A 22,805-nucleotide genomic window follows, 5' to 3' on the forward strand; every position below is an offset into this window, starting at 1 on the left:
AGCTAGGAGTTCGCGCTCGACGGGCCGAAGAACTCGATCTCGGCGATGGCCACCTGGGTGTCGGCCGACGCCTGGTACGAGGACTCGATCGTGAAGCGGACGGAGACGACGTCCGCCGCGCGGAAGTCACGGGTCTGGCCGCCGGCCGTCTGATCGAGGGTCAGCTCACGGGTCTCGGTCTTCCCGTCGTCGGTCTTGATGGTCGCCTTCATGCGGTGCGGCAGCGCCGACTTCCTCAGCTGGTCGTTGTGGGTCGACTCGCCGGAGGTGATGACGACGTTCAGGAGGCGGGTCGGCTCGTCGAAGTGCGCCTCGATCCACTCGCCCTCGCCGCCCTGGGTCACGCCCGGACCCCACCACGTGTTGTTCAGCTTGTCGAAGACCAGTTCCGGCTTGTGGCCGGCGTACGAGCGGGAGGCACGGTAGGTGGCCGGGGAGACCTGGGCGCGCTTGGCGAAGTGGTCGCGGGTGGCGCTGATCGCCTTCGGCGTGTTGACCGCCAGGACGATGGCTCCGGTGAGGACGACGGCGGCGACGATCCAGGTGAGGACGCGGTCGAAGGTGCGGCGGAGGCGGGGGCGGTCGCCGGCCCACGGGGTCTCTCTCCTGCGGAAGTCGAGGATGCGGCGCCACCAGGGGCGGGGGGCGGAGGCGGCGGCGCCGGGGTGGCCGGCCATGGGCATGGCGCAGCGGGTGCAGAAGTGGCGGTCGGGGCGGTTGGGGGTGGCGCACCAGGGGCAGGGGGTGCCGCCGTGGGCGCCGAGGTCCTCGCCGGGGGCGCGGACGGAGGCGGGGCGTTGGGGGGTGGGGCGGCCGGGGAGGACGGGGGCGACGGAGGGGGGTGCGGCCGCCGGTTCCGGGTCGGTCACGGGGATGAGGAGGCGGCGGGCTCGGTCGTGGTCGGGGGAGGGGGTGGGGGTGGGGGTGGGGGTGGGGGTGGGTACGGGTTCCGGTTCGGGTGCGGGTTGTGGGGTGGGGATGGGGGTGGTTTCGGCCGTGGGTGACGTGGCGGTGAGTGGGGGCTGGTCGCGCAGTTCCCCGCGCCCCTGAGGGGGCGCTGTCGTTGCCGCACCTTGCAAGTCACCGTGGCCCTGACGGGGCGCTGTCGTTGCCGCTGGTTCCAAGGAGGCTGTCCGCTGGGGCAGCCCGGTGGCGCCGTCTCTTCGGGTGAAGGCGTCCCAGGCGGGGGCGGGGGCCGGGTCGGGGGGCGAGGGTTGCCGGGGCTGAGGGGGCTCCTCGCTGTTGCCCGCCCAGCTCAGGACCGCGCCGCACGCGTCGCAGAAGGACTGGCCCGGTTCGGCGACCGTGCCGCACTCCGTGCAGTTCCGGTTGGTCGTCATGGCTGCGGGGTCCTTTCGGCGGACGCGGTCACCTGGACCGTGTAGGGCATGTGAGCGGGGCGGGCGGCGGCCACGAGGTGTTCCAGGCGGACCTCGTCGGCCGGGGTGGGGAACGGGAGCGTGAGGTGGACGTGGAGGTGGGGGCGGGGGGTGCCGGGGAAGGGGCCCAGCGGGCGGGCGTTCCAGTCGGCGCCGCCGCTCTCCGTGATGTCCGGGGTCACGCCGAAGGCCAGGCGGACCGTCTCGGACAGGCCGAGGCGGGTGCCCCGGATGCGGTGCAGGTAGGCGGCCGCCGCGACGGCAGCCCGGAGCAGGGGTTCCGGTTCGGTGCCGTCCGTCTCGGCGCCGACCCAGGTGCCGAGCCATTCCGCGAAGTCCAGCGGGGCCAGGGCCGGGTCGAAGTAGCTGGGCAGGCAGTCGAGGACGTTCGGGATCGGGGCGATCACGTCGTCCAGGCCGGCGACGAAGCGCAGCGCGAGGTCGTCGTCGGCGAAGACCGCCGGGAGCATCGCGCCGATGGGGACGGAGGAGCCGAGGCCGTCGATGGAACCTCTCAACGGAGGCCTCCGGACGGGTTGTTGCCGGTCATTCGCCGATCACCCTCACCCGGTGGTCGAAGGAGAAGACCAGGGACGGGGCGTCCAGGTCGATGCGGTCGGTCGGGTCGCCGCGCTTGCCGGTGAGCGGGTCGGCGGGGTGGAGCACGACTTCGTCGACGAGTTCGACGCCGGGGACGCGCTGCAGCACCGCGAAGACCTCGCCGGACTGCACCGGGCGCCCGAACCGCCAGCCCTTGCCGTCCGCGCCGCCGGTCAGCGGGTCCAGGTGGCGGTAGAGGGCGTCGTGGGCCTGGTGGCGGACCCGGTCGACGTCCACGCCGCGGAAGGCGTGCACGGTGGCGACGACCGTGACGCCCTGGTAGAAGGGCGGGCCGACCGCCAACCGGGTCCCGATGAGGCGGCGTTCGTCCAGGTAGCGGGTGATGCGGTCGAGCAGGGCGTCGCCGGGGACGAGTTGTTCGAAGCGCAGGCGGCCGCCGGGGTCGGGGACCGCCTGGGGCACCACCAGGACCCGGACCGCGTACGACCCGTGCTCGCCCTCCTCGCCCTCCAGGCAGGTGATCCGGGCCGTCTCGGGGGCGGCGCGGCGGGCCAGCTCCTCGTAGTCGCGCAGGGTCACCGCCCGCTCCTGGGCGCGCAGCGTGATCGGGGCGCGGACCTTCGCCTCGGCGACCGTCTCGCCGTCCACCCCGCCGCGCGCGGCCTCCCGGTTGACGACCTCCGCCACGTACGGGATGGAGGAGCGCAGGATCTGTACGGCCCCGCGGGCCACGTTGCCGTCCCGGCCGCCGCCGGTGCGGTAGCGGCGGGCCCGGACGACCGCGCCCTTCGGGGCCACCGTGCCGTACTGGCGCAGGGTGCCGTCCGGTTCGCGGACCGCGGGGCCGAAGGCGATGTCGCCGGTGGTCGCGTCGAGGGTGATGTGCCGGTCGTGCGGGCCGGAGGCCGCGAAGTGCGGGACGACCTGCCAGTCCGCCCAGCCGTCCTCGCCGTCGTGCTCGGCGGTCTGCAGGAGGAGCGGCGGGGTGTCGCCGACGACGGGGGCGTGGGCGAGCCTGAGGCGCTGGCCGGGCAGGCCGGTGGACTCGCCGAGCGCCTCGTCCTCGACGGTCTCCGCGTGGACGGCGGCCGTGGTGCCGCCCACCGTGCAGGCCTCGACGAACCGGACCGTCGGGGAGGTGGTGTAGAAGGGCTGGTCGGCGTGGGGTTCGGTGACCCGGCAGCGCAGCCAGCTGGCCTCCAGGCCGCCGTTGCGGGACAGGACATGGCCGCCGGGGACGTGCAGGACGATCTCGCCGGGGCGGTTGAGGCCGCCGGTGCCGTCCCGGTCGACCTCGCACTCCCGCCAGCCGTCCTCCGTCCACGCCTCCCAGACCAGCGGAGGCTGCCGCGGGTCCACGCCGACACCGTCGACCCGGCTGTCCAGGTCCAGGGCGACCGCGCAGTGCGGGACGGCGGCGGAGAGGCCGAGCAGCATGCAGTCACCGGGGTTCGGGGACTCGGTGAAGCACAACAGGTCCTTGCCCTCGGCGAGTTCATGGGTGAGGTCGACGACGGCCGCGCCGTGCTGCTGCCGCAGCAGGTGCCGCAACTCGCTGGGCACGATGGTCAGTTCGCGCTCGGTCGCGAAGACGACCGCCTCCTGGGTCTCGGTACGGCGGGTCGCCACCTCGGTGCCGACCGGCACCGGGACCGGCTCCTCCTGGGCCGCCGACAGCCAGAACGTCACGTCCGTGCGGGCGGCGGACGGCGGGAAGAGCGTGATACCGACCAGGTCCAGGAAGGCCAGGTGGTTCTTCTCCGGGACCCGGTTGAGCCGGTACACGATCTGGTCGGCCATGTGCGCGACCGTCTCCACCAGGGTGATGCCGGGGTCGGAGACGTTGTGGTCGGTCCACTCCGGGGCGCGCTGCTGGATGTAACGCTTGGCGTCGTCGACGAACTGCTGGAAGCGGCGGTCGTCGAGGTTCGGGGAGGGCAGGGCCATCGGGATCAGCGGTCGCTTTCGGAGGAGTCCGGGGAGGCGGGCGGCAGGTCCGGCTCGTCGTGGGAGGGGATGACGTAGAAGGGGAAGACCAGGCTGCGCGGGTTGTTGGTGCCGCGGATCGAGTAGCGGACGTCGATCATCAGCACGCTCGGGTCGGCCCCGGTGGTCACCTCGACGTCCTCGACCTCGATCCGCGGCTCCCAGCGGTCGAGGCTGGCGTGCACCTCGTGCTGGATCCGGCCCGCGGTCTGCTCGTTGACCGGGGCGAAGACCAGGTCGTGGATGGCGCAGCCGAACTCCGGCCGCATCGGGCGTTCGCCCGGGGCGGTGGAGAGGATGAGCCGGATGGCCTCCTCGACCTCCTTCTCGCCGCTGACCAGGGCGATGCCGCCGGTGGGCCCGATGCGCAACGGGAACGACCAGCCGGAGCCGACGAACTGCTCTGCCATCAGCGCCGCACCCGCCTCTCCGGGAAGACCTGCGGGCTGCTCACGGGACCACCATCACGTTCAGTCCACCCATCGTCATCATGCCCAGGACCGGTACCTGGGGGGCCTGGATCCCCACGGTGACCAGGGAGCTGATCGCGACCGCCGCGTTGCCGCGCAGCGACAGGGCGGCGTTCGCCATCACGTTCACGGCGGCGGCGTTCACGGTGACCGCGCCCGCGGGGGCCTTGATGTCGACGAGTTCCGCGCTCTGCAGGGACAGCGGTCCCCCGCTCCTGATGCTGAGCGCGCCGCCCGCCTTCAGGGACAGGTTGGCGCCGGCCTCCACCGACACCGACCTGCTGCCCTTGATGGAGACGCTGCCCTTGCTGTCCACGGTGATCTCGGTCTGCTGCCGGTCCAGGAAGACGGTCAGCTTGTCGTCGCCGCTGGCCAGCCGGACGCCCTGTTTGCGGCCCCGCTGGTCGAGCAGGTCCATGCGGTTGCCGACGCGGTCGGAGACGGTGTGCCGGGTGGCCCGGCCGCGCATGCCGTCGTGCAGCGGCACGTCCTTGACCCGGGTCGGCTTGTCCTTGCCGTTGTAGAGGCCGCCGATGACGTACGCGTGGTCGAGGGCGCCCCGGTCGAAGGCGACGAGGACCTCGTCCCCGACGTCCATCGGGAAGACCCCGCCGCCGCGCACCCCGCCCCACTGCATGCTCCGGGTCCAGTCGCTGACGTAGGTGTCGTCCAGCCACGGGAACTTGAGCTTCACCCGCCCCTGCTGGAGCGGATCCTGTACGTCGGTGACGAGGGCCTGCGCCACGCTGAGCTGCCGGTCGCTGCCCGCGTCCCCGCCGCCGCCCGAGGCGACGCCGTACAGGGACCGCCACTGCCGGCCGCTGACCGTCACCCAGGTCTCGTAGTGCTTGGCGTCGCCGAAGACGTGCCGTACCGAGGTGACCGTGTACTTCCCCTCGAAGGGGTCCCCGACGTCCGCGAGCGCCACCGGCACCCCCGGCCGCAGCTTCGGGTTGCCCCGCACCACCACCTCCACCTCGGCGAACGTCGAGGTGACGTCGTCGGAGAGGGCGTCGGCCGCGTACGTCACCTCGGACTGCTTGTCGTAGGGCGTACGCGTCTCCACCAGCTTCGACGTCTTGAACTCGCCGGCCGCCGCGCCCGGGGTGGTGCCGATGCTGTACCCGGTGTTGCTCGCGGGCGTCACGGTGGCCGTGAGCGCCTTCTTCGTCCGTACGTCCCAGCCGCGCGACTCGACCTTGTTCACCTGGTCGGAGGCGGTGACCGCGGTCCGCAGCCGCAGGATGTCGTGCCCGGCCTCCAGCACGAACGGGCTCTTGTCGCCGTCGGTCCGCGGCGAGGGCGCCCCGGAGGCACTCTTCTGCTTCACGAACTGGAACTTGCCGTCCGCGTCCACCGACATGACCATCTCGTTCTCGTCGGCGAGCCGGGCCAGGAAGTCCCAGTCGGTGACGTTCGACTGGCTGATGAACTCGTAGACGGTCCTGGTGGCCTGGATCCGGCCGATCGGCACGCCGTCCTGCGCGGCGAGCTTGCGGGCGATGTCGGAGGCGGTCTGGTTGCGGTAGGCGACCACGCGGCGCTGCCGCATCAGCCGGAACCCGTAGTCGTAGCCCCGGACCACCGCGTAGCTGCCGGTGCCGTCGTACTCGGCCTCCATCCCGGTGACCTCGCCGGTGAGCAGCGGATCGCCGGTGCCCTGCCCGTCGGAGACCGGTGTGATCACCACCGGGGTGCCGAACTGCACGCCCAGCTTGCCCAGCAGCTTGCGCGCCGGGTCCCGGAAGGTCAGCTGGAAGGCGGCGGGCACCCCGACGCCCTGGTCCACGTGCGCGTCGACCAGATAGCGCCCGTACTCCGAGGTCGCGGTCAGCTCCTTGCCGCCGATGACGACCTTGACGACGTTCGAGAAAGCGTGCTTCACCATCAGGACCGCACCTCCTCGGCGGCCGGCAACACCAGTTCCGTCCCCGTGGGCAGCCACCCCGGGTCGTCGATCCCGTTGGCGTCCGCGATCGCCCGCCAGGCGGCCGCGTTGCCGTACTCCCGCCAGGCCAGCGACTGCAGCGAGTCCCCGGCGACGACCCGGTGCACGCGCTGCGCGGTGAGCGCGCCGGACGTCGGGTTCTGTCCCGCGGTCTTGCTCGGGATCTCGTGCAGCTGGAGCCGGCAGCTGGCCCGGATCGGCATCCCGCTGGTCCCGAAGAGGGAGTAGGAGACGTCGGCGGAGGCCACGTACGCCGTGAAGTTGGCCGTCGAGAACGAGCCCCACTGGAAGACCACCCAGGGCGGCGACGGCTGCTTGGCGGCGATGCTCTTGCTGGTGACCTCGCAGCAGGCCAGCAGCGACTCCACCTTCTTCATCACGTCGTTGCTGTCCGGGTCGTCGGACCGGTCCAGGAAGATCTCCACGCTCATCTCGCGCGGATGGGTGCCGAGGAACTCCGGGAGCGCGCCGTCCCGTTCGATCGGCGCCGCCGACGACTTCCAGTCCGCCCGGCGGGCGATCGACAGCTGCGCCGGGTTGAACTCGAAGCCGAACGTCTTGATGATGCCGCCCGGGCTGGTGCTGGTGCCCACGGGCGGCTCGTGAATCGCGAGGGTGGCCCGCACGAGGCTCTTGCCGGCGCCCCGGCTGCTCCTGGCCATGATCTGGTCTGCCTCTCAGTCCGTGAATCCGTGGTGGGCGATCTCCAGGACCTCGGTGGCGACGGACGGGCTGCCCGCGTCCAGGGAGGGCCCCTGCCAGCTCACCGGCAGCACGTCGAGGAGCCCCCACCGGGCGACCTCCGAACCGTCCGCGCGCAGCGCCGTGATCTGCCCGGTGGGCCGCTCGATCCCGGTCTGCACGGACGAGATCCACTTCGCGACCTTCGTGGTGTCCGGGGTGAGCGGGCGGGTCAGCCGGATGTGGGAGAAGGTGACCCGGGTCGGCAGCTGCCACACGAACCCGTTGTTCCCGCCCTCCTGCCGCTGCTCGATCTCCACCTGCGAGGACAGCCCCTCGCACCCGTTGAAGTAACCGAGGTCCTCGCCGTCGATGGAGAGGCTGAACCAGACCGTGGTTCCCGGGTCCTGGCGGTCCATCGGGGGCCTTTCTGTGGAGGTGGAGTGGGTGCGGCGGGTGTCGTGACCGGTCGCCGTCAGGGGCGGAAGTCGCGGAGCTTGCCCACGCGTTCGCGGTCGCGGCGGAGTTCGGTGCGGACGTGCCGGGTGATCCGGTCGATGATCCGGTGGACGAGGGCGTCCACCTGGAACTCGGTGAGAGCCCGCGGGTCGAAACCGCCGCCCTCGACCGCCGTGTAGCCGGGGGGCGGATCGTCGGCGGCCGAGGCGGAGGCGGAGTACCCGGGTGGCGGCGGGTCGTCGGAGGGCGGTGGCTGCCTGGCCGTCTGGGTCCGGGGAGCCGCGGCGCGCGTGGTGTGGGTGGTCCCGACGACGGGCGCCTTTTTCAGGGAGGTCGTGGGCTGGGCGACGGGGAGCGCGGTGGTGAGCGGGGCGCGCTGGACGACGAGGGGGGCGACGGGCAGGGCCGCGGTGGCGGAGATCGGGGTGGTGGGGCGCAGGGGGACGGCCTGGGCGGGCGCGGAGGTGGAGGTGGGGGTGGAGGCGGCGGTCGGCTTGACCGGCAGGGCGGCATGCGGAGTCGCGGCTCGCTGCACGAAGAGGGGCAGGGGTGCCGTCGGTCCGGTGGGCGGCGGGGGGCTCGCGGGGAACGGCGACTGCGCCGCCCGGGGGCTTCCGGGCCCGGGAACGGCACCCCGCTGCACGAAGGGGGGCAGCGGTGCGGCCACCGCCGAGGGGCCCGCCGAGGTGGGGCCGGGGAGAGAGGGTGGCGGTGTCGGTACCGGTATCGGTACGGGACCGGTGGGGGCGGGCTGCGCATGCCCGGCCGTCGGCGTGGGCGTGGGCGTGGGCGTGGGCAGGCCCGGAGCGGACGCCCGCTGGACCGGCAGGGGCGGCGCTGCGGGGACCGGCCGGGAGGTGGCGGTCGGCGCCTGCCCGGCGGGACCCGCCGACGGACCACCTGACGAGCCACCTGACGAACCGCCCGCCGCCCGCCGCTGCACGGACGGCACAGCCGCCCGGCGGCCGACGGACCTCGCGACCGCCGCGCTCGCGGCCGGACCCGTGAAGGGGGCGCCGAGACCGAGGCGGGGTGAAGCGGGAGTGGTCGCACCGGCACGCTGTACGGAGGCGGGGGGAGAGGCGAGGGGGGAGGCGGGGGCGGGCCCAGGGACCGGCGTCGGCGCGGGCGCGGGCCGGGTCTCCGTGGCCGGAGCGGAGGACGACGGGACGGGTCCCCGCTCGTGCGGACCCGGCGACGTCTGCGCGTCCGGCACCACTGCTCCCGGCACGGCAGCGGAGGAGGCCTGCGGACCCGCTGCCGTCCGCCGCTGTACGGACACCTCGCGACCACCGCCGCCGGGCGCGCGCGAAAGCGGGGCGCCGAGGCCGGGGCGGGAGCGGGGGGCATCCGGGGTGGATGCGGCACGCTGCACAGGAGCCGGAGTCGGAGCCGAAGCCGAAGCCGACGAGGGAGCGGACGCGGGAGTGGGAGCGGCAGCGGGCGTGGGCGTGGGCGCCGCCGTCGAGGTGCCGGCAGCGTCCGGGCCGGGCTCACGCGGTGGCGTCGGCACGGCAGCCGGTACGGTTCCCCGCGCTGCCGGACCTGGCGCTTCCCCTACGGCACCGGGTGCGCCCGCGTTCTCCGCCGCCCTTCGCTGCACAGGCGTCTCGCGGCCACCGGTCGCCGTCGGGGACGCCGAGGGTCGCGCACGCTGCGGGACGGGGGGCGTGGCCGGCACGGTGGGCGAAGAAGCCGTGGCGGCTTCGGCGCCGGTGGCCGTCGTGCCGGTCCGGGGCATGGGTGCCGAACTCGCCGCCGTACGGCCGCTGTCCGGTGACGACGCGGTGTTCCGGGCGGCCTGGTCGGTGACGGCACGGCGCTGCACGGAGGGCGTCGCGGGGCTGCCGGGCGACTGCTGCGGGGTAGTCGTCGAGCCGCTGGGCACGGTCGGAGAGACCGGCGCGCGACGGTCGTTCGCGGCCTGCCGCTGCACAGGGGTCGACGCCCCGGCGCCGGGCATGCCGGAAGGCCCGCCGACGCCCGGGGGCGTGGCAGGCGACGTGGGCGTGGCGGCCACCGAGGGCGGCGCGGGGGGCGAGGCAGGGACAGCCGGGGGTGTCGTCGTAGGAGACGCGGCGGCCGGACGAGCCGTGGCCCCGGGCAAGCCGGGTGCCGAGGCCGTACCGCCACCGCCAGCGCCAGCGCCACCGCCACCGCCGGAGGACGCCCTGGCCGGAGCCGGACCTGCCGTGTTCGGCCGGGCTGTTGACGGTCCACCGGCGGATGCGGACCGCTGTACGACGGCAGGTGCCGGAGCCCGTCCGGGAGCAGCGCTCCGAGAAGCGCGCGGAGTCCCGCCGGGGGAGGTGCTCCCGGGGACGGTGCCGGCGTCACCGCCGCCACGCGGGCGCGACCAGCCCCCGCTCACCCGCACCGGATCCCCGCCGTCGGCCGCCTGTCGTAGGACCGTGTCCGGCGCCGTTCCGGCCCCCGCTCGGTCGCCCTCGCCCGAGGCGGTCACCGCGCCCTCGGCAACCGTCGCCCGCGGCGCCGACGGCAACGTACGCCGCTGCACGGCCGTCACCGACGTGCCGGCCGGTGCCTGCGTGAGCGCGCTGCGGCGCGGCGGGACAGGCGGTGCAGGCACAACGCGCGGACCGGTGGCCGGAGCCGGCACGACCGGAGTCGGCTGCGGCGCCCACGCCACCGGCACCGCCGTCGAGGCGGCGGCCGTCGGTGTGGCCGACCGCTGCACGGCGGGCGTCGCCCGCTGCCCCTTCCCCTCCGCGGAGGACGCCGTTCCCCCGGCCGCGACGGTCGACGGAGCCGACGGGAGCGCCGAGTTCGACGTGCCGTTCCCGTTCCGTGCCGCTCCCGCCGTCACCCCCGGCGTCCGGGCAGCCGCACCGCCACCACGCCGTCCGGCCAACGGCACCCGCTGCACCGCGGGCGCCACCGAACCGGCCGTACCCGCCGATCCGACCGCACCCGCCGAACCACCCCCCACTGCCCCCACTGTCCCCACCGCCCGCAGCGGCACCACCGGAACCGAGGCCTTCCGGCCGCCCGTCGGCCCCGGTTGCCCCGCCGCTCCCGTCGGGCCCGCCAACGGCAGTGCCTGCACCGGACGTTCGAGGCCGGACAGGGCACCCGCGCCCGCCCCGGGCGTCCCCGCAAGGCCGCCCCCGGCAAGACGCGCGCTGGACTCGCCGTCGAGGACCGCGTGCGAGCGCGTGCCCGTGAACGACGGGTTCTGCCAGGTCGGCAACCGGCCGCCGAACCCGGCGTCCGCGACCGGCCCGCCCGTCCCCAGCGCACGCTGGATCGGCGGCAGCCCGGACCAGGCCGCCGCCACCACGCGACGCGGCGCCTCCGCAGGCGCCTCAGGTCTGTTCGCGTTCCCGTTCGCGTTCCCGTTCCCGGACTCGCCGGCCTCGGAGGACGTCCCCGGGCCCCGTCCCCGCATCCGATCCCACAGCCCCACCCGTCAGCCCTCCGCCCCTGCGGCGGCCGTCGCCCTGGTCACCAGGGACGCGATCTCCGCCGTGTAGCGGCGGCGGTCGGCGTGCTCCAGGTCCAGGATGTCCTCCAGGTTCCAGTGGAAGTGGTAGGCGACGTACGCGATCTCCTCGTGCAGCCGGTCGGTCGCGTACGTCACGATTCCCCCAGGCGGCTCCCGCCGAGTTCCACTTCGAAGGGCTCCGAGCAGTGCGGGCAGTTGACCGCGGCCCGGGTGTGCCCCTCCGCGTTGATCTGGCGGTAGAAGTCCTGCAGGAACGCCAGGTCGGAGGCGAACATGTTCTCCACGACCCCGTCGTGGACGAGCGCGAGCGTGCCGAGGCGGGTGATGACCCGGCCCAGCAGCACCACCGACAGGAACGCCGGGTTCTCCTGGACGCGGACGTCCCGCAGCGGGACCAGCTCGTCGCGTGCCGTGGACAGACGCATCACGCCGTCGCGGTGGACGGTGCCCTGCTCGTCGACGTACCCGCGCGGGAGCTGGAACGGGAACTCCGTGCGCAGCACCTCGACGGGCGTCTCCGGTTGCTGGGGAGCCTGGGGCGCCGCCGCCTCCGGTGCGAGCGGCGCGCCCACTCCCCCGGCCCTGACAGCCGAACGCCTCATTACTCGATGACCAGTTCTTCGAACGTGATGGTCACCGACTCGGTCAGCGCGGACGCCTCGCCCGCCTTGACCGTGCTGGTGTCGATCTTGCTGCACCAGGCGTTGCGCAGGTTGTAGCGCTTCACCGGGTTGTTCTCGAAGTCCATCATGATGATGGAGGCGTTCTTGCGGGCCGTGGCCATCTGGCCGTTGATCGACTCGTTGATCCACTGGGTGAACGACGAGGACTGGGTCATACCGCGGACGACCGTGCAGGTGCCGTTCTTCTTCACGCCCGGCAGGTTGCGGACGTGGTTCTTCCCGTCCGGCGTGTTCTGCTGGTAGGTGATGACGTCCTGCTCCATCGTCATGCCGCTGACCTCGGCGAGGTACTCGACCATCACGCCGTCGATCTGCAGGCCGAAATTGTGCGATGTGAGGGCGTCACCCGGCTGGAGACTCATGTGTTACTGCCCGTTCTTCTCAAAGTGCCGTGACAACAAGGGGGTTGGGGACCGAGGGGCCCGGGGCCCGGGGCCCGCTACTCCTGCAGCTCGCCGCTGCCGCTGCTGAACTGGGCCAGCCGGAAGATGACGAACTCGGCGGGCTTGACCGGGGCGATGCCGATCTCGCAGATCACGCGGCCGACGTCGACCGACTCCGGCGGGTTGGTCTCCTCGTCGCACTTGACGTAGTACGCCTCCTCGGGCCGCTGCCCGAACAGGGCGCCGCTGCGCCACTCGTTGACCAGGAACGCGGAGATGTTGCGCCGGATACGGGCCCAGAGGTTGTGGTCGTTGGGCTCGAAGACCACCCACTGGGTGCCGATCAGGATCGACTCCTCCAGGTAGTTGAAGTACCGGCGGATGTTCAGGTAGCGCCAGGCCGGGTCGGAGGAGAGGGTGCGGGCGCCCCAGATGCGGATGCCGCGGCCCGGGAAGGCGCGGATGCAGTTCACGCCGATCGGGTTGAGGAGGTCCTGCTCGCCGCGGGTGATCTGGAGCTCCAGGTCCACGGCGCCGCGGATGACCTCGTTCGCGGGGGCCTTGTGGACACCGCGCTCGGCGTCGTTGCGGGCCCAGACGCCGGACACGTGGCCGGACGGCGGGATCAGCCGGGACTGGCCGGAGGACGGGTCGAAGGTCTTGATCCAGGGGTAGTACAGGGCCGCGTACTTGGAGTCGTAGCCGGCCGTCTCCTGGCGCCAGACCCGGATCTGGCGGGCGTTGAGGCCCGGCGGCGGGTCGATGACCGCGACCCGGTCGCCCATCAGCTCGCAGTGCGCGATCAGGCCGAGCTGGACGGCCTTGACCTGCTCCAGGTCGATCGCACCGCGCTGGTAGGCGGCCATCAGGTCGGGGACGGCCACCATGGACACCTCGTCGACGGCCTCCAGGCCGCCGAAGCCGGTGCGGTCGGCCGAGTCGCCCAGGTACTCGGCGGGGCCGGGGTGCGAACCGGCGTCCGCGACGGGGGGCGCGGACGCCGGCGTCTGGGTGGGGGCCACGAGGGCCACCGTCTGGTTCTCCGGACGGGCCAGCTGCGCGGCGGGCGCGGCCTCGGTCACGGTGATGAGCCGGGAACGCTCCTTGACCTGCGTGACGACGTAGTTGCGGCCGCCCTTCTTCGCGGTCACGTCGAAGGTCTCGGCGACCTTGCCGGCGTCCTTGACGACCAGCCTGAAACGTTCGGCGGGGCCCTCGCCCTCCGGGTCGGCGACCTCGACGCTCAGGTCGCCGGAGGCGATGGCGCTGACGCTGAAGGTGCCGAGCGGCCTGGCCTCGCCGGGCGGCAGGGCGGCCGGGGCGGCGGAACCCCGCAGGGCGGCGGGGGACTTGGCCTCGCCGCCGGCGCCCTCGTCGGAGCCGCCGACGCGGACGACGTACGCCGCCGAGCCGCCGTTGTTGAAGAAGCCGTAGACGGAGTGCGCGAGATAGTACCCGTCGGTGAACTCACCGAAGGACGCGACGTACTGCGTCCAGTTGGTCACGAGGGTCGGCTCGTTCAGGGGACCGGTCGGGGCCAGGCCCACGAAGGCCGCCACCGACGTGCCCACCCCCTCGATGGGGCGCGAGCCGCTGGCCACCTCCTCGACGTAGACGCCGGGCGACAGGTAGGACGGCATGCTCTGCTCTCCTCGGGGTACGAGACAGGAACGCTTCCCACCCTCACGCGCGAGCGTGACCGCCGAAACGGCCACCGGTGCCCGGGCCCGGGCACACCTGTTGCCCCCAAGGGCAGCCCTGGGGGCAGCCGTTCGCCGTACGTCGCTGGTCACCGGCCCGGAAGCAGCCCCGACCCCCGTTCGTTAACCGGTCCGTCCGGTGACCTTCCCCTTGTGGACCATCCCTGTTCACGCACTACCCTGCACGGCCAGGCGGGCTGCGTCCCGCTCACCGGCGCCCGCACGCGCCACCAGGACGACGCGGACGGGGCCCCTGGTCCCGGCGGGACGGGAGTGCGCGGGGTGCGGCGGACACGGAAACCGGTGCCGGGCGACGGCGGGGCGAGCGGTGCCGGGGTGAGGCGTGCCGGGCAGGACAGCGGGGGCGGCGGCCTCTCCCGGCGGCAGCCGCTGATGTCGGGCGCGCTGGGCGGGCACCCGGCCGCCGTCGAGATGCAGAACCTGCAGAGCAGGGCGGGCAATGCCGCCGTGGCCGGCCTGGTCGAGGGCGGCAGGCAGCCCGCGCCGACCCGCACTCCGCCGCCCGTGCCCACCGAGGCCCGGACCCAGGGGCCGCTCACGCTCCCCCCGTACCTGGCGGCGATGACCTCGGCGGGCCTGTCCACCGCCTCCGGGCTGACCGGCCACTCGTTCGTCGCCGCGGAGGTGACCCGGGTCACCGGGCAGGACGGCGCCGACGTGGACGCGATCCAGGAGGAGTTGGCGGGGCGGCCGGAGACCTTCTACGGCCGCGGGCGGGCCTTCGCCGTGCGCGGGCCGAAGGGGGCGTCGTACGACGTCACCGTCGCCGTCAGGCCACGGGACGAGGACGACGCGGCCGCGCTGTCGTTCGCGGACAGCGCCCAGGGCGAGGACGCCGACACCAAGGTCGACCACCTGCACAACTCGGCGGGCACGGTGGCCGCCGACACGGTCCGCACCCGCCAGTGGGGCGCCGGCGCCTCCGGCACGGTCCTGGTCCCGACGCCCACGCCCGGGGTCCTGGGCGGCGCGCAGCTCGCCGCCGGAGCCGCCCTGACCTCCACCCAGGACACCCACTCCAACCGCACCGTCTCCGAGCCCCGCACCTTCCGCAGCGGCGGCGGCACGGTCACGGCCCGGCGCCGGGTGAGCTTCGTCGTGCGCATCAAGCAGCACGGCGCGCGGGGCCGGCACGTCGCGAGCGGCGACGGCGGCCTCGACATGCGGGTCCCGCACGAGCACCTGGTGCCGCACGGCACCGCACGGCCGGTCCCCGGACCGGAGCTGAGCGAGGAGCAGGCCACCTCGGTGCGGCAGGCCGTGTCCATGGCGGCGCTGGCCGTGGAGGACCCCGGCGGCCCGCACGGCGGTGGCGGCGGCCTGTTCGACACGGTCGCCTCCGTGCTCGCGCCGTCGGTGACCGCGCCCGGCGCGCCCGGCCGGGCCCGGCTGTTCCAGGCCACCTCCGGCACGACCGTGCTGCAGGACCTGCCCCGGCTCCTCGCCGGCTGGGTGCCCGGCGAGGACCTGCCGGCCAAGGACGGCAGCGCCGCGAGCGCGTACCGGATGCGCGCCGACATCGTGTCCCTGACCCCCGGCTGGGGTGCGGGGCAGACCCAGCTGCGCACCCACCAGCAGAGCGCGCACGGCGCGGGCCGCACCGCCTCGAAGGGCGCGAGCGGTCAGTTCGGGGCCGGTCCCGCGGTCGCCTTCGGCGCCCCGGGGGCACCGCCGGTCGCCCGGTTCCAGGGCATGGGCTCCGGCGCTCTGAAGGGCGCCCGGTTCTCGTCGTCCGACCAGAGCGTGGCCACCCGGAAGGGCGCCGAGATCCGCGGTGACAAGGTGCTCTACCTCGGCCGGGTCCGGCTGACCGTGCAGGGCGTGGGGCCCGCGTCCCCCGCGCAGCGGCTGCACCCCGGGCAGCGCACGGCCGAGCACACCCTGGACAGCTGGGTCAGCCTGAGCGCCCAGGAGGCCCGGCACATCGGGCTGCCGCTGCCGGAGGGCGTCCGGGCGGACCCCCTGCACCGCAAGCCCACCGAGACCGCGCCCGACGGGACCGAGCGCGAGACCGAACGCCGGCTGCCGTTCGGCGCCGCCGGCAACAGCGTCTCCCTCACCCACCTGGACGTGCGCCCCCTCGTCGAGGCGCTGGAGCGGCTGTTCGCGTCCCGGCCCGAACTGGCGGGCTATCTCCCGGACTTCGGCACCGGCGACCGGCCGGCCGGGCAGATCCCCGACCCGGCGGAGGCCGAGGCGCGCATGCGCAACTACCGCGAGCTGGTCACCGTGCTCTCGGAGACCAACCTGCGGGCGAAGAAGAACCAGCTGCTGGGCGCCGGCGTCCCGGTGCGGCTGCGCCGGAAGACCACGCTGCACTCCCACGACGTGCAGGTCCGGGTGCGCGGGCGGGTCGGCGAGCTCAGCTATCTCGGCGACACCGACAACTGGCTGGTGCGCAGCAGTTCGGGCGTCGCCTCCGGCGGGCAGACCGGCCGCTCCACCGCCCGCCGGGCCGGGGTCCAGGGCAGTGCCAACGTCACGCTGCTGCCGGGCGCGCTGTCCTTCGGCGTCACCGCCAACGCCGCCGTGGAGAGCGCCCGCCGGGTCCAGGGCGGGCCCGCGGTCCGCGGCGACTCGCTCAACAGCGGCGATGTGAGGACGAGTACGTTCGGTACCCGGCTGATGCTCGACGCCAAGGTCACCACGACCACCCGGGAGCGCACCCTGAAACGCTCCCTCACCCCCGGCAGCCCGGGCCGCGAGCAGCCCGAGGCCCGGCCCGTCGCCTCGCTGGGCGACCTCGACGCCGCCGTTCCGCAGCACTTCGACGGGAGCGCGGAGGGCCAGGACGTGGAGCTGAGCACGCCCGCCGCGCTCACCGTGGGCGAGGGCGAGCACCGCAGGACGGCCGCCCGGCGGTCCAGGCCCGCCCGGTTCCACCTCGCCTCCCAGGCCACCGGCATCCACGACCTGCTGACCCGGCCGCCCGGTGCGGACACCGAACGGCAGGTGCGGGACTGGGACTTCGTGGAGACCGTCGGCGACGGCGAGCAGCTGCGGCAGCTGGCCTTCCGGCTGCTCGCCCTGGCCGCGCGCAAGGGCGACCGGGACAGGCCGGGGGACACCGCGTACCAGGCGGAGGGCCTCGCCCCGCGCCTGGCGCTGGAGGAGCGGCTCGGCCCGGAGGCCGTCACCGCGGCTCTGCGGCAGGCGACCCGCACCGGCTGGGTGGTCGGCGACCTGCGCCATGCCCGGCGCACGGCCGCGCTGAACGGCGCCGTCGGCACCCGGCTGGCCCTCACCGGCCCGCGGGTCCTGCACCGCAGGCCGGAGCAGAGCGGGGTGGGCGGCGCCGGTGTGGAGAACATGGTCCTGGGCGGTCATCAGGCGTCGGGGCAGCACGCGTCGACGAAGAGCAAGGCGGTGACCTTCAACGGCACCGGGTCGGAGCGCGGCTCGGGGTGGACGCTGGCCCAGAGCGTGTCGCCCGCCTTCGGGCAGGCGACGACCACGACCGACACGTCGACGACCGGCGGCACGATCGAACGCAACGCCGTCCATCCGCGCTCCCGGCCGCTCTACCTCGTCCAGTGCGACCTGTCCGCGTGGATGGTGGCCGAGGTCGCGGTGAACGGCCGCGGCCCGTACGCCATGTCGCAGCGGCTGACGGTGCCGGGCGCCGTCGGACTCTGGCTCACCGAGCCGCAGTTGCGGAAGGCGGGCCTGAGGACGCCGGAGGAGCGGACCCGGGAGCAGGAGCGGGCGCTGGCGGAGACCGCGGCGAAGTGGCGGCCGGCGCCCGGCGACCGGGCGACGTCCGGTGACCCGGCGACGTCCGGCGGCCGGGCGGCGGGCACCGCCGATCCGGGCTCCGAGTCCGGGCCGCGGGAGGGGATGTCGGAGAAGGCGAGGGGCAAACTCCCGGAGCGGGCTCAGGGTTCCGGCAGCCGGGACACCGACCGGCAGGGACGGCAGGAGCAGCGGGACCGGCAGGAGCAGCAGGAGCAGCAGGTCGCTCCGCCCGCGCCACCGCGCGACGTGTCCGGCGTGCCGGCGCTCGCCGCGCACCTCCCGCTCGGGGCCGGTCTGGTCGACGACATGCCCGACTTCGTGCCGCTGCTCGGGCGGCTGCGGGCGGCGGTGCGGGACCGGGCGCTGGCGGCGGACCTGCTGCCGACCCGGGTGCTGGACGACCGGTTCGAGAACGTGCAGCGGCTGCTGCGGGTGCTGGACCAGGACGGCGCGGTGGGCCTGCTCGCCGGCGCCATGGACGGCGGTGTCCCCGTCGAGCTGCTGCGGAACAGTTCCGTGCCCGGCCGCCGGGCCACGTCGTACTGGGCCGTCTTCCACGTCCGCCGTGCCGGGCCCGGCACGGTGGCCGGGCCGTCCGGCAACGACCGGGAGATGGAGTTCGCGACCGTCGCCTTCTCACAGCGCGCGACCGGCAGCCAGGAGAGCCGCACCAGTGGCGTCGACGCCTCGCTGACCGGTGCCGGCAAGCCGCACGACGACCTGGTCGGCAGCGCGGGCGCCGTCGCGGGCCCCGGCGTCGGGAAGACCACGTCGACCAGGCAGGCCGCGTCCGCCCGGACGCAGACCGGGCTGCGCACCATCGTGGACACCGAGCCCGGCTCGGTGAACGTGACGGTCCCCTTCCAGGCGGAGCTCGAACTGCGCTCCGCCGACGGCCGGCTGGCGTCCGTGACCCTCGACGGGTCGTTCCTGCACCGCGTGCTGGACAACGACCTGAAGGCCCTGGCCCGCGCCCGGCCGGAGCGGGCCGCGGAACCCGCCCGGGGCAGCACGGCCCCGGTGCGCGACGCCACCGCCGCCGCCCTGGCCGCATGGCGTGCGGACGGCGCCGAACTGCCCCTGGAGGCACAGGTCAACGGCTTCCGGGGGGCACCGCAGATCCGGGAGCTGATCGGCCGGGCCATGGCACAGGCGCACGTCGGCGGCGGCTTCCGGAAGGCCGGTGACGCGGCGCACTATGCCCAGCAGGAGGCGGTGTCCACCGAGTGGCTCACGGCGGCGCTGCCGCTCCTGGCGTCGGCCGGTGCCCAGTTGCCGCCGGTGCACGTGTCCGGCGTGGAGGGCCAGGACATCGCCTGCTCCCTGCACGCGCGGCTGCGCGACGGCGAGATCCTCGGCAGGGGCGACAAGATGACGTTCGAGACGGTCGCGCAGAGCGGCCCCGAGGGGCGCCCGGCGGCCGCGGACGCACAGCACGCCTCCCACCACGGCCGTTCCGCGCGGATCTTGGGCGGCGAGGGCCCGGTCCGCGCCGACTACTCGGGCATGAACAGCATCCCCGGCTCGTACGGCCGCGACGGCGGTCCCACCGACGCCGCGGGCAACGCCTCCGGCACGGTGCCGCTGCGGAAGCCGAAGGCCGCTTCGATGCTGGTGCAGTTCACCCTGCAGGTCAGGGCGGTGGCCCGGGTACGGCACCGGCACACCGGGGCGCTGCGGGATCCGGCGCGGGCGGTCGGCGTGCAGGACTACACCCTCACCTACCCGGTGGTGATCCGGATGCCCGAACCCGCCGTACGCCGCATGGCGGCCGCCGCGCGGGGCGGGCACGCGCCGGCCGATCCGCACCACGTCCTGGCCGCCGCGGACGGCGAGTCCTGAGGATGCTGCCCCCGAGACTGCCCGAACGACCCTTGCCCACCCCGCCCCGGCACTCGTAGTTGTGGTCGAGGGTCCGTCGCCGAAAGGTAGTTCATGCACGCACAGGAGGAACACAGCCAGGCCGGCCGCCCGCAGGCCGTCAGCCGCCCGGCGGCACGGGAGGCGTCCGCCGGCGCGGACCGTACGGCCGTGACCGGCACCGCGGCCGGGCTGCTCGCGCTCCAGCGGACGGCGGGCAACGCGGCGGTGGCCCGCACCGTCGAGGCGTCCCGCCACCAGCACGACGCGGGCTGCGGCCACGAGCCGACGGTGCAGCGCCGGGCCCTGGTCCACCGGGTGATCGAGTCCCCCGGGCAGAGCATGGACCAGACACTGCAGTCGGAGATGGAGACCCGGTTCGACGGCGCGGACTTCAGCGGCGTACGGGTGCACACGGGTTCCCTGGCCCGGGAGTCGGCGAAGGAACTCGGCGCCAAGGTGTACACCACCGGCCGCAACATCGTGGTCGGCGACACCATGACGAAGGAGGACTGGGCCCACGAACTGACCCACTACGAGGACCAGTTGAAGGGCCCGGTCCCGGGTACGGACAACGGCGCCGGGGTGCGCGTCTCCGACGTCAACGACTCCGGTGAACGCCGGGCGGTGGACAACGCCCGCAAGGTGATGAGCGGCCCGGTGCCCCCGGTGCAGCAGATCTCCGCGGCGCCGGCGGCGTCCGCCGCCCCCGCGGCCACCGACTCCGTCCAGCGGGTCACCGCCGTGCAGCGGGTCACCCAACTCGCCGTGCAGCAGGGGCCGTCCTGCTGGCTCTACGTGCTGGAGGCCATCGCCGAGCACCACGGGCTGCCCGTCCAGGCACTGTCCGTCGCGATGCGGGCCTACCCCACCTTGGCGGACCGCGACGAACGCCAGCGGGAGGAGAAGCAGAAGGGGAACAAGATCGAGGGGCGCCGGCTCGCGGTCATCATGACGGCCGAGGCGCTGGACTCCATGGTGCGCAAGCTCGACAACTGGCGCGCGCACCACGACCAGGCCACCACGGACATCTCCCGCGACGAGGTCGCCCTGTTCGCCCGCCGGTCCATGGGGGCGGAGACCTCGCTCGACAAGCTGGTCTTCCAGAACGGCAGCGCGCAGTTCGCCTCGATCCGCGACGTCTACGCCAAGGCCTCCGACCGCGCCAAGACGCTGATCCAGAAGGTCGGCGCGCCGGGTGACGAGGTGAGCAAGCTCCTCGACACCGCCCCCGCCCACATCGACGCGAGCCAGAGCCTCGACGACGTACGCCTTGCCATGGAGAACCAGAGCCTGCCCTGTTACGCCGGTATCAGGCGGAGGTTCAAGCTGGACAACAGCGACGACAGGTCCGCCTCGGTCATCGACCTGACCAGCCGGTCGGCGGACAAGATGGAGAGCACGGTCCACGCCGTCCTGATCGACTCCTACGACAGCTCGGCCCGGGTCGTCACCTACAAGGACCCCAACTACGGGAACGTCTCGCTGAAGGTGACCCTCTACCAGCTCCGGGCGATGGCCGGCAACAGCTCGCAGAGCATGACCCTGCGGCCCTACTCGACCGGCCCGCGCGCGAGGCCGGGCCTCGACGACCTGGCGGACTGACCGCCGCCACTCTGCCCCGCCGGTCACACGATGTGCCCCAAAACCTCCTGACCGGCGCGGGCGGCCGCCCCTAGCGTGACGGCGTGAGCCTGTGGACCTCCCTCGAACCCGCCTCCGCGACCGTCGATCCGGGCAGCAGCACGCGCGTACGCCTGCGGCTTCGCAACACCGGTGACGTCGTCGACGAGTACCGCTTCGAACCGGTGGGCCCCATCGCGCCCTGGACGACCGTCGAGCCGCAGACGCTCCGGCTCTACCCGGGCACCACCGGCACCGTCGACCTGACGTTCGCGCCGCCCCGCACCCCGGACGCCACGGCAGGCCCGAACCCCTACGCGGTCCGCATCACGCCCACCGAGCACCCCGAGGCCGTCACCGTCCCCGAGGGCAACCTCACCATCACCCCGTTCACCGAGATCCGCGCCGAGCTCGTGCCGCCGACCGTCAAGGGCCGCTTCCGGGGCCGTCCGAAGCTCGCCATCGACAACCTCGGCAACACCAAGCTCACCGCCTCGGTCAGCGGCAGCGACAACGGCGACCAGCTCGCCTACGATCTCCGCCCGAGCAACGTCCAGATCGAACCGGGCCGGGCCGCCTTCGTGGACGCCACGCTGAAGCCCCGGCGGATCATCTGGTTCGGCCCGAAGGAGCAGCGGCCGTACCGGCTCACCGTGCAGCGGTCGGGGGTGAACCCGGAGCCCGTCGACGGGACGTACATCCAGCGCGGCTTCCTGCCCCGCTGGCTCGCCACCTTCTTCGGCACCCTGCTGGCCCTCGCCGTCACCTTCGCCCTGATCTGGTTCAACTACCGGCCGCACGTCCAGAGCCTCGCCCAGGAACAGCCGCAGGAGGCCGGGGTGAGCACCCTCGCGCCCAGCCCCTCGACGACCCCGACCCCGCCCCCGGCGCCCAGCGAGACCGCCGCCGCCGCGCCGGCCGCGGACCCGACCACCGAGGCCGCGGGCAACGCCGGCGGGGGAGGGGGCGGCGGAGGCGGAGGAGGCGGCGGCGGGGGTGCGACGGCCACCGTCACCGCCAAGCCCAAGCAGGACACGGCCGCGACCGCCGTGAACCGGCTCGCCGCCGCCGACCCGGGCGGCCGGCACATCTGCTACCGCGCCTACGTGCAGGGCTCCGGCTGGTCGAAGCCGGTCTGCGACGGCACCATCGCCGGCACCGTCGGCAAGAACACGCCGATCAAGGACATCAACGTCGCGGTGTACGGCGTCGACGGCTCCGCCGGCAACTCCTTCGTCTACGACTCCCAGTCCACCAACGGGCAGGGCAAGTGGCAGACCTGGACCGCGGTCGTCGCCGACGGCAAGGACAACTACATCGGCAGCACGAAGGCGTCCGACCCGTACCTGGAGACGTTCACCCTCAACGTCGGCAACGGCCAGGTCTGCGGATTCGCCCATGTCCACAACGTGGGCTGGGGCAACCAGGCGTGCAGCGACGCCCGTCCCGCCCTGCTCACCCTGGGCACCTGGGACAACACGCTCTGGCTCGAAGCCTTCAAGCTGACGGTGTGAGCCCATGACTCTCTGGACCTCCCTCGAACCCGCCTCCGCCACCGTCGACCCGGGCGCCACGACCCGCGTACGCCTGCGGCTGCGCAACACCGGTGACGTCGTCGACGAGTACCGCTTCGAACCGGTGGGCCCCATCGCGCCCTGGACGACCGTCGAGCCGCAGACGCTCCGGCTCTACCCGGGCACCACCGGCACCGTCGACCTGACCTTCGCCCCGCCCCGCACCCCGGACGCGACCGCCGGCCCGAACCCCTACGCGGTCCGCATCACGCCCACCGAGCACCCCGAGGCCGTCACCGTCCCCGAGGGCAACCTCACCATCACCCCGTTCACCGA

16 protein-coding genes and 1 pseudogene are annotated in these 22,805 nt (G+C 74.0%); 5 read left to right on the plus strand and 12 right to left on the minus strand.

The window, feature by feature from the left end; all coding sequences use genetic code 11:
• Nucleotides 1–2: 2 nt before the first annotated feature.
• From ABZ887_RS33085 to ABZ887_RS33120, 8 genes are read right to left on the minus strand one after another with little or no spacing between them, the layout of a single operon-like run.
• Nucleotides 3–1,340, minus strand: coding sequence for a zinc ribbon domain-containing protein (locus ABZ887_RS33085; protein WP_361297446.1), 1,338 nt, complete (start codon nucleotides 1,338–1,340; stop codon nucleotides 3–5).
• Complete coding sequence (locus ABZ887_RS33090) at nucleotides 1,337–1,897, minus strand: phage tail protein (protein WP_361297449.1); 561 nt, start codon at nucleotides 1,895–1,897, stop codon at nucleotides 1,337–1,339. The genes ABZ887_RS33085 and ABZ887_RS33090 overlap by 4 nt, the downstream gene beginning before the upstream one ends.
• Nucleotides 1,898–1,925: 28 nt before the next feature.
• Nucleotides 1,926–3,887 (minus strand): putative baseplate assembly protein, encoded by a 1,962-nt coding sequence (locus ABZ887_RS33095; protein ID WP_361297452.1) that lies wholly within the window; start codon nucleotides 3,885–3,887, stop codon nucleotides 1,926–1,928.
• A 5-nt stretch (nucleotides 3,888–3,892) separates the two neighbouring features.
• Nucleotides 3,893–4,336 (minus strand): GPW/gp25 family protein, encoded by a 444-nt coding sequence (locus ABZ887_RS33100; RefSeq protein ID WP_181806072.1) that lies wholly within the window; start codon nucleotides 4,334–4,336, stop codon nucleotides 3,893–3,895.
• Nucleotides 4,337–4,376: 40 nt separating this feature from the next.
• Nucleotides 4,377–6,284 carry a VgrG-related protein gene (locus ABZ887_RS33105; protein WP_361297456.1) on the minus strand — a complete coding sequence of 636 codons (1,908 nt, stop codon included), beginning with the start codon at nucleotides 6,282–6,284 and terminating at the stop codon, nucleotides 4,377–4,379.
• A complete protein-coding gene (locus ABZ887_RS33110) occupies nucleotides 6,284–7,006 on the minus strand; it encodes a tail protein X (protein WP_189262974.1) in 723 nt (240 codons plus the stop codon). Before ABZ887_RS33110 ends, ABZ887_RS33105 begins: the two co-directional genes overlap by 1 nt.
• A gap of 15 nt (nucleotides 7,007–7,021) precedes the next feature.
• On the minus strand, nucleotides 7,022–7,444 hold the full coding sequence (locus tag ABZ887_RS33115) for a phage tail protein (protein ID WP_181806069.1): 423 nt from the start codon (nucleotides 7,442–7,444) through the stop codon (nucleotides 7,022–7,024).
• A 56-nt stretch (nucleotides 7,445–7,500) separates the two neighbouring features.
• Nucleotides 7,501–8,019, minus strand: a complete 519-nt coding sequence (locus ABZ887_RS33120; protein WP_361297460.1) for a hypothetical protein — start codon at nucleotides 8,017–8,019, stop codon at nucleotides 7,501–7,503.
• A 1,135-nt stretch (nucleotides 8,020–9,154) separates the two neighbouring features.
• Here ABZ887_RS33120 and ABZ887_RS33125 point away from each other — a divergent pair.
• Complete coding sequence (locus ABZ887_RS33125; RefSeq protein WP_361297463.1) at nucleotides 9,155–10,978, plus strand: hypothetical protein; 1,824 nt, start codon at nucleotides 9,155–9,157, stop codon at nucleotides 10,976–10,978.
• Here ABZ887_RS33125 and ABZ887_RS33130 read toward each other — a convergent pair.
• From ABZ887_RS33130 to ABZ887_RS33145, 4 genes are all read right to left on the minus strand, one after another.
• The gene (locus ABZ887_RS33130) at nucleotides 10,915–11,085 is read right to left on the minus strand and encodes a DUF6760 family protein (RefSeq protein ID WP_361297466.1); all 171 of its coding nucleotides are present in this window, start codon (nucleotides 11,083–11,085) and stop codon (nucleotides 10,915–10,917) included. The genes ABZ887_RS33125 and ABZ887_RS33130 overlap by 64 nt on opposite strands.
• Nucleotides 11,082–11,552: a hypothetical protein gene (locus tag ABZ887_RS33135; protein ID WP_361297469.1), complete on the minus strand. Its 471-nt coding sequence runs from the start codon at nucleotides 11,550–11,552 to the stop codon at nucleotides 11,082–11,084. Before ABZ887_RS33135 ends, ABZ887_RS33130 begins: the two co-directional genes overlap by 4 nt.
• Nucleotides 11,552–11,995 (minus strand): phage tail protein, encoded by a 444-nt coding sequence (locus tag ABZ887_RS33140; RefSeq protein ID WP_351494137.1) that lies wholly within the window; start codon nucleotides 11,993–11,995, stop codon nucleotides 11,552–11,554. Before ABZ887_RS33140 ends, ABZ887_RS33135 begins: the two co-directional genes overlap by 1 nt.
• Before the next feature lie 77 nt (nucleotides 11,996–12,072).
• Nucleotides 12,073–13,656, minus strand: coding sequence for a phage tail sheath subtilisin-like domain-containing protein (locus tag ABZ887_RS33145; protein ID WP_361297472.1), 1,584 nt, complete (start codon nucleotides 13,654–13,656; stop codon nucleotides 12,073–12,075).
• A 342-nt stretch (nucleotides 13,657–13,998) separates the two neighbouring features.
• Here ABZ887_RS33145 and ABZ887_RS33150 point away from each other — a divergent pair, with 342 nt between their 5' ends.
• The 4 genes and pseudogenes from ABZ887_RS33150 to ABZ887_RS33165 form a co-directional block, all read left to right on the plus strand.
• Nucleotides 13,999–19,314, plus strand: a complete 5,316-nt coding sequence (locus ABZ887_RS33150; protein ID WP_361297475.1) for a hypothetical protein — start codon at nucleotides 13,999–14,001, stop codon at nucleotides 19,312–19,314.
• A 93-nt stretch (nucleotides 19,315–19,407) separates the two neighbouring features.
• Entirely contained in the window at nucleotides 19,408–20,937 is a 1,530-nt protein-coding gene (locus tag ABZ887_RS33155) for a DUF4157 domain-containing protein (RefSeq protein WP_361297478.1), read from the plus strand.
• A gap of 83 nt (nucleotides 20,938–21,020) precedes the next feature.
• Nucleotides 21,021–22,469: a hydrolase gene (locus tag ABZ887_RS33160; RefSeq protein ID WP_361297481.1), complete on the plus strand. Its 1,449-nt coding sequence runs from the start codon at nucleotides 21,021–21,023 to the stop codon at nucleotides 22,467–22,469.
• A 4-nt stretch (nucleotides 22,470–22,473) separates the two neighbouring features.
• Nucleotides 22,474–22,805: pseudogene (locus ABZ887_RS33165) on the plus strand (hydrolase); the annotation flags it as partial.

This window comes from Streptomyces sp. NPDC047061 (assembly GCF_040643955.1).
In the GTDB taxonomy this organism is placed as follows: domain Bacteria; phylum Actinomycetota; class Actinomycetes; order Streptomycetales; family Streptomycetaceae; genus Streptomyces.

Excerpts from the sequence above, each read along its gene's own strand:
- ABZ887_RS33085 (WP_361297446.1), bottom strand. The coding sequence starts at position 1,340 with ATGACGACCAACCGGAACTGCACGGAGTGCGGCACGGTCGCCGAACCG.
- ABZ887_RS33095 (WP_361297452.1), bottom strand. The coding sequence starts at position 3,887 with ATGGCCCTGCCCTCCCCGAACCTCGACGACCGCCGCTTCCAGCAGTTC.
- ABZ887_RS33100 (WP_181806072.1), bottom strand. The coding sequence starts at position 4,336 with ATGGCAGAGCAGTTCGTCGGCTCCGGCTGGTCGTTCCCGTTGCGCATC.
- ABZ887_RS33105 (WP_361297456.1), bottom strand. The coding sequence starts at position 6,284 with ATGGTGAAGCACGCTTTCTCGAACGTCGTCAAGGTCGTCATCGGCGGC.
- ABZ887_RS33110 (WP_189262974.1), bottom strand. The coding sequence starts at position 7,006 with ATGGCCAGGAGCAGCCGGGGCGCCGGCAAGAGCCTCGTGCGGGCCACC.
- ABZ887_RS33115 (WP_181806069.1), bottom strand. The coding sequence starts at position 7,444 with ATGGACCGCCAGGACCCGGGAACCACGGTCTGGTTCAGCCTCTCCATC.
- ABZ887_RS33135 (WP_361297469.1), bottom strand. The coding sequence starts at position 11,552 with ATGAGGCGTTCGGCTGTCAGGGCCGGGGGAGTGGGCGCGCCGCTCGCA.
- ABZ887_RS33140 (WP_351494137.1), bottom strand. The coding sequence starts at position 11,995 with ATGAGTCTCCAGCCGGGTGACGCCCTCACATCGCACAATTTCGGCCTG.
- ABZ887_RS33145 (WP_361297472.1), bottom strand. The coding sequence starts at position 13,656 with ATGCCGTCCTACCTGTCGCCCGGCGTCTACGTCGAGGAGGTGGCCAGC.
- ABZ887_RS33155 (WP_361297478.1), top strand. The coding sequence starts at position 19,408 with ATGCACGCACAGGAGGAACACAGCCAGGCCGGCCGCCCGCAGGCCGTC.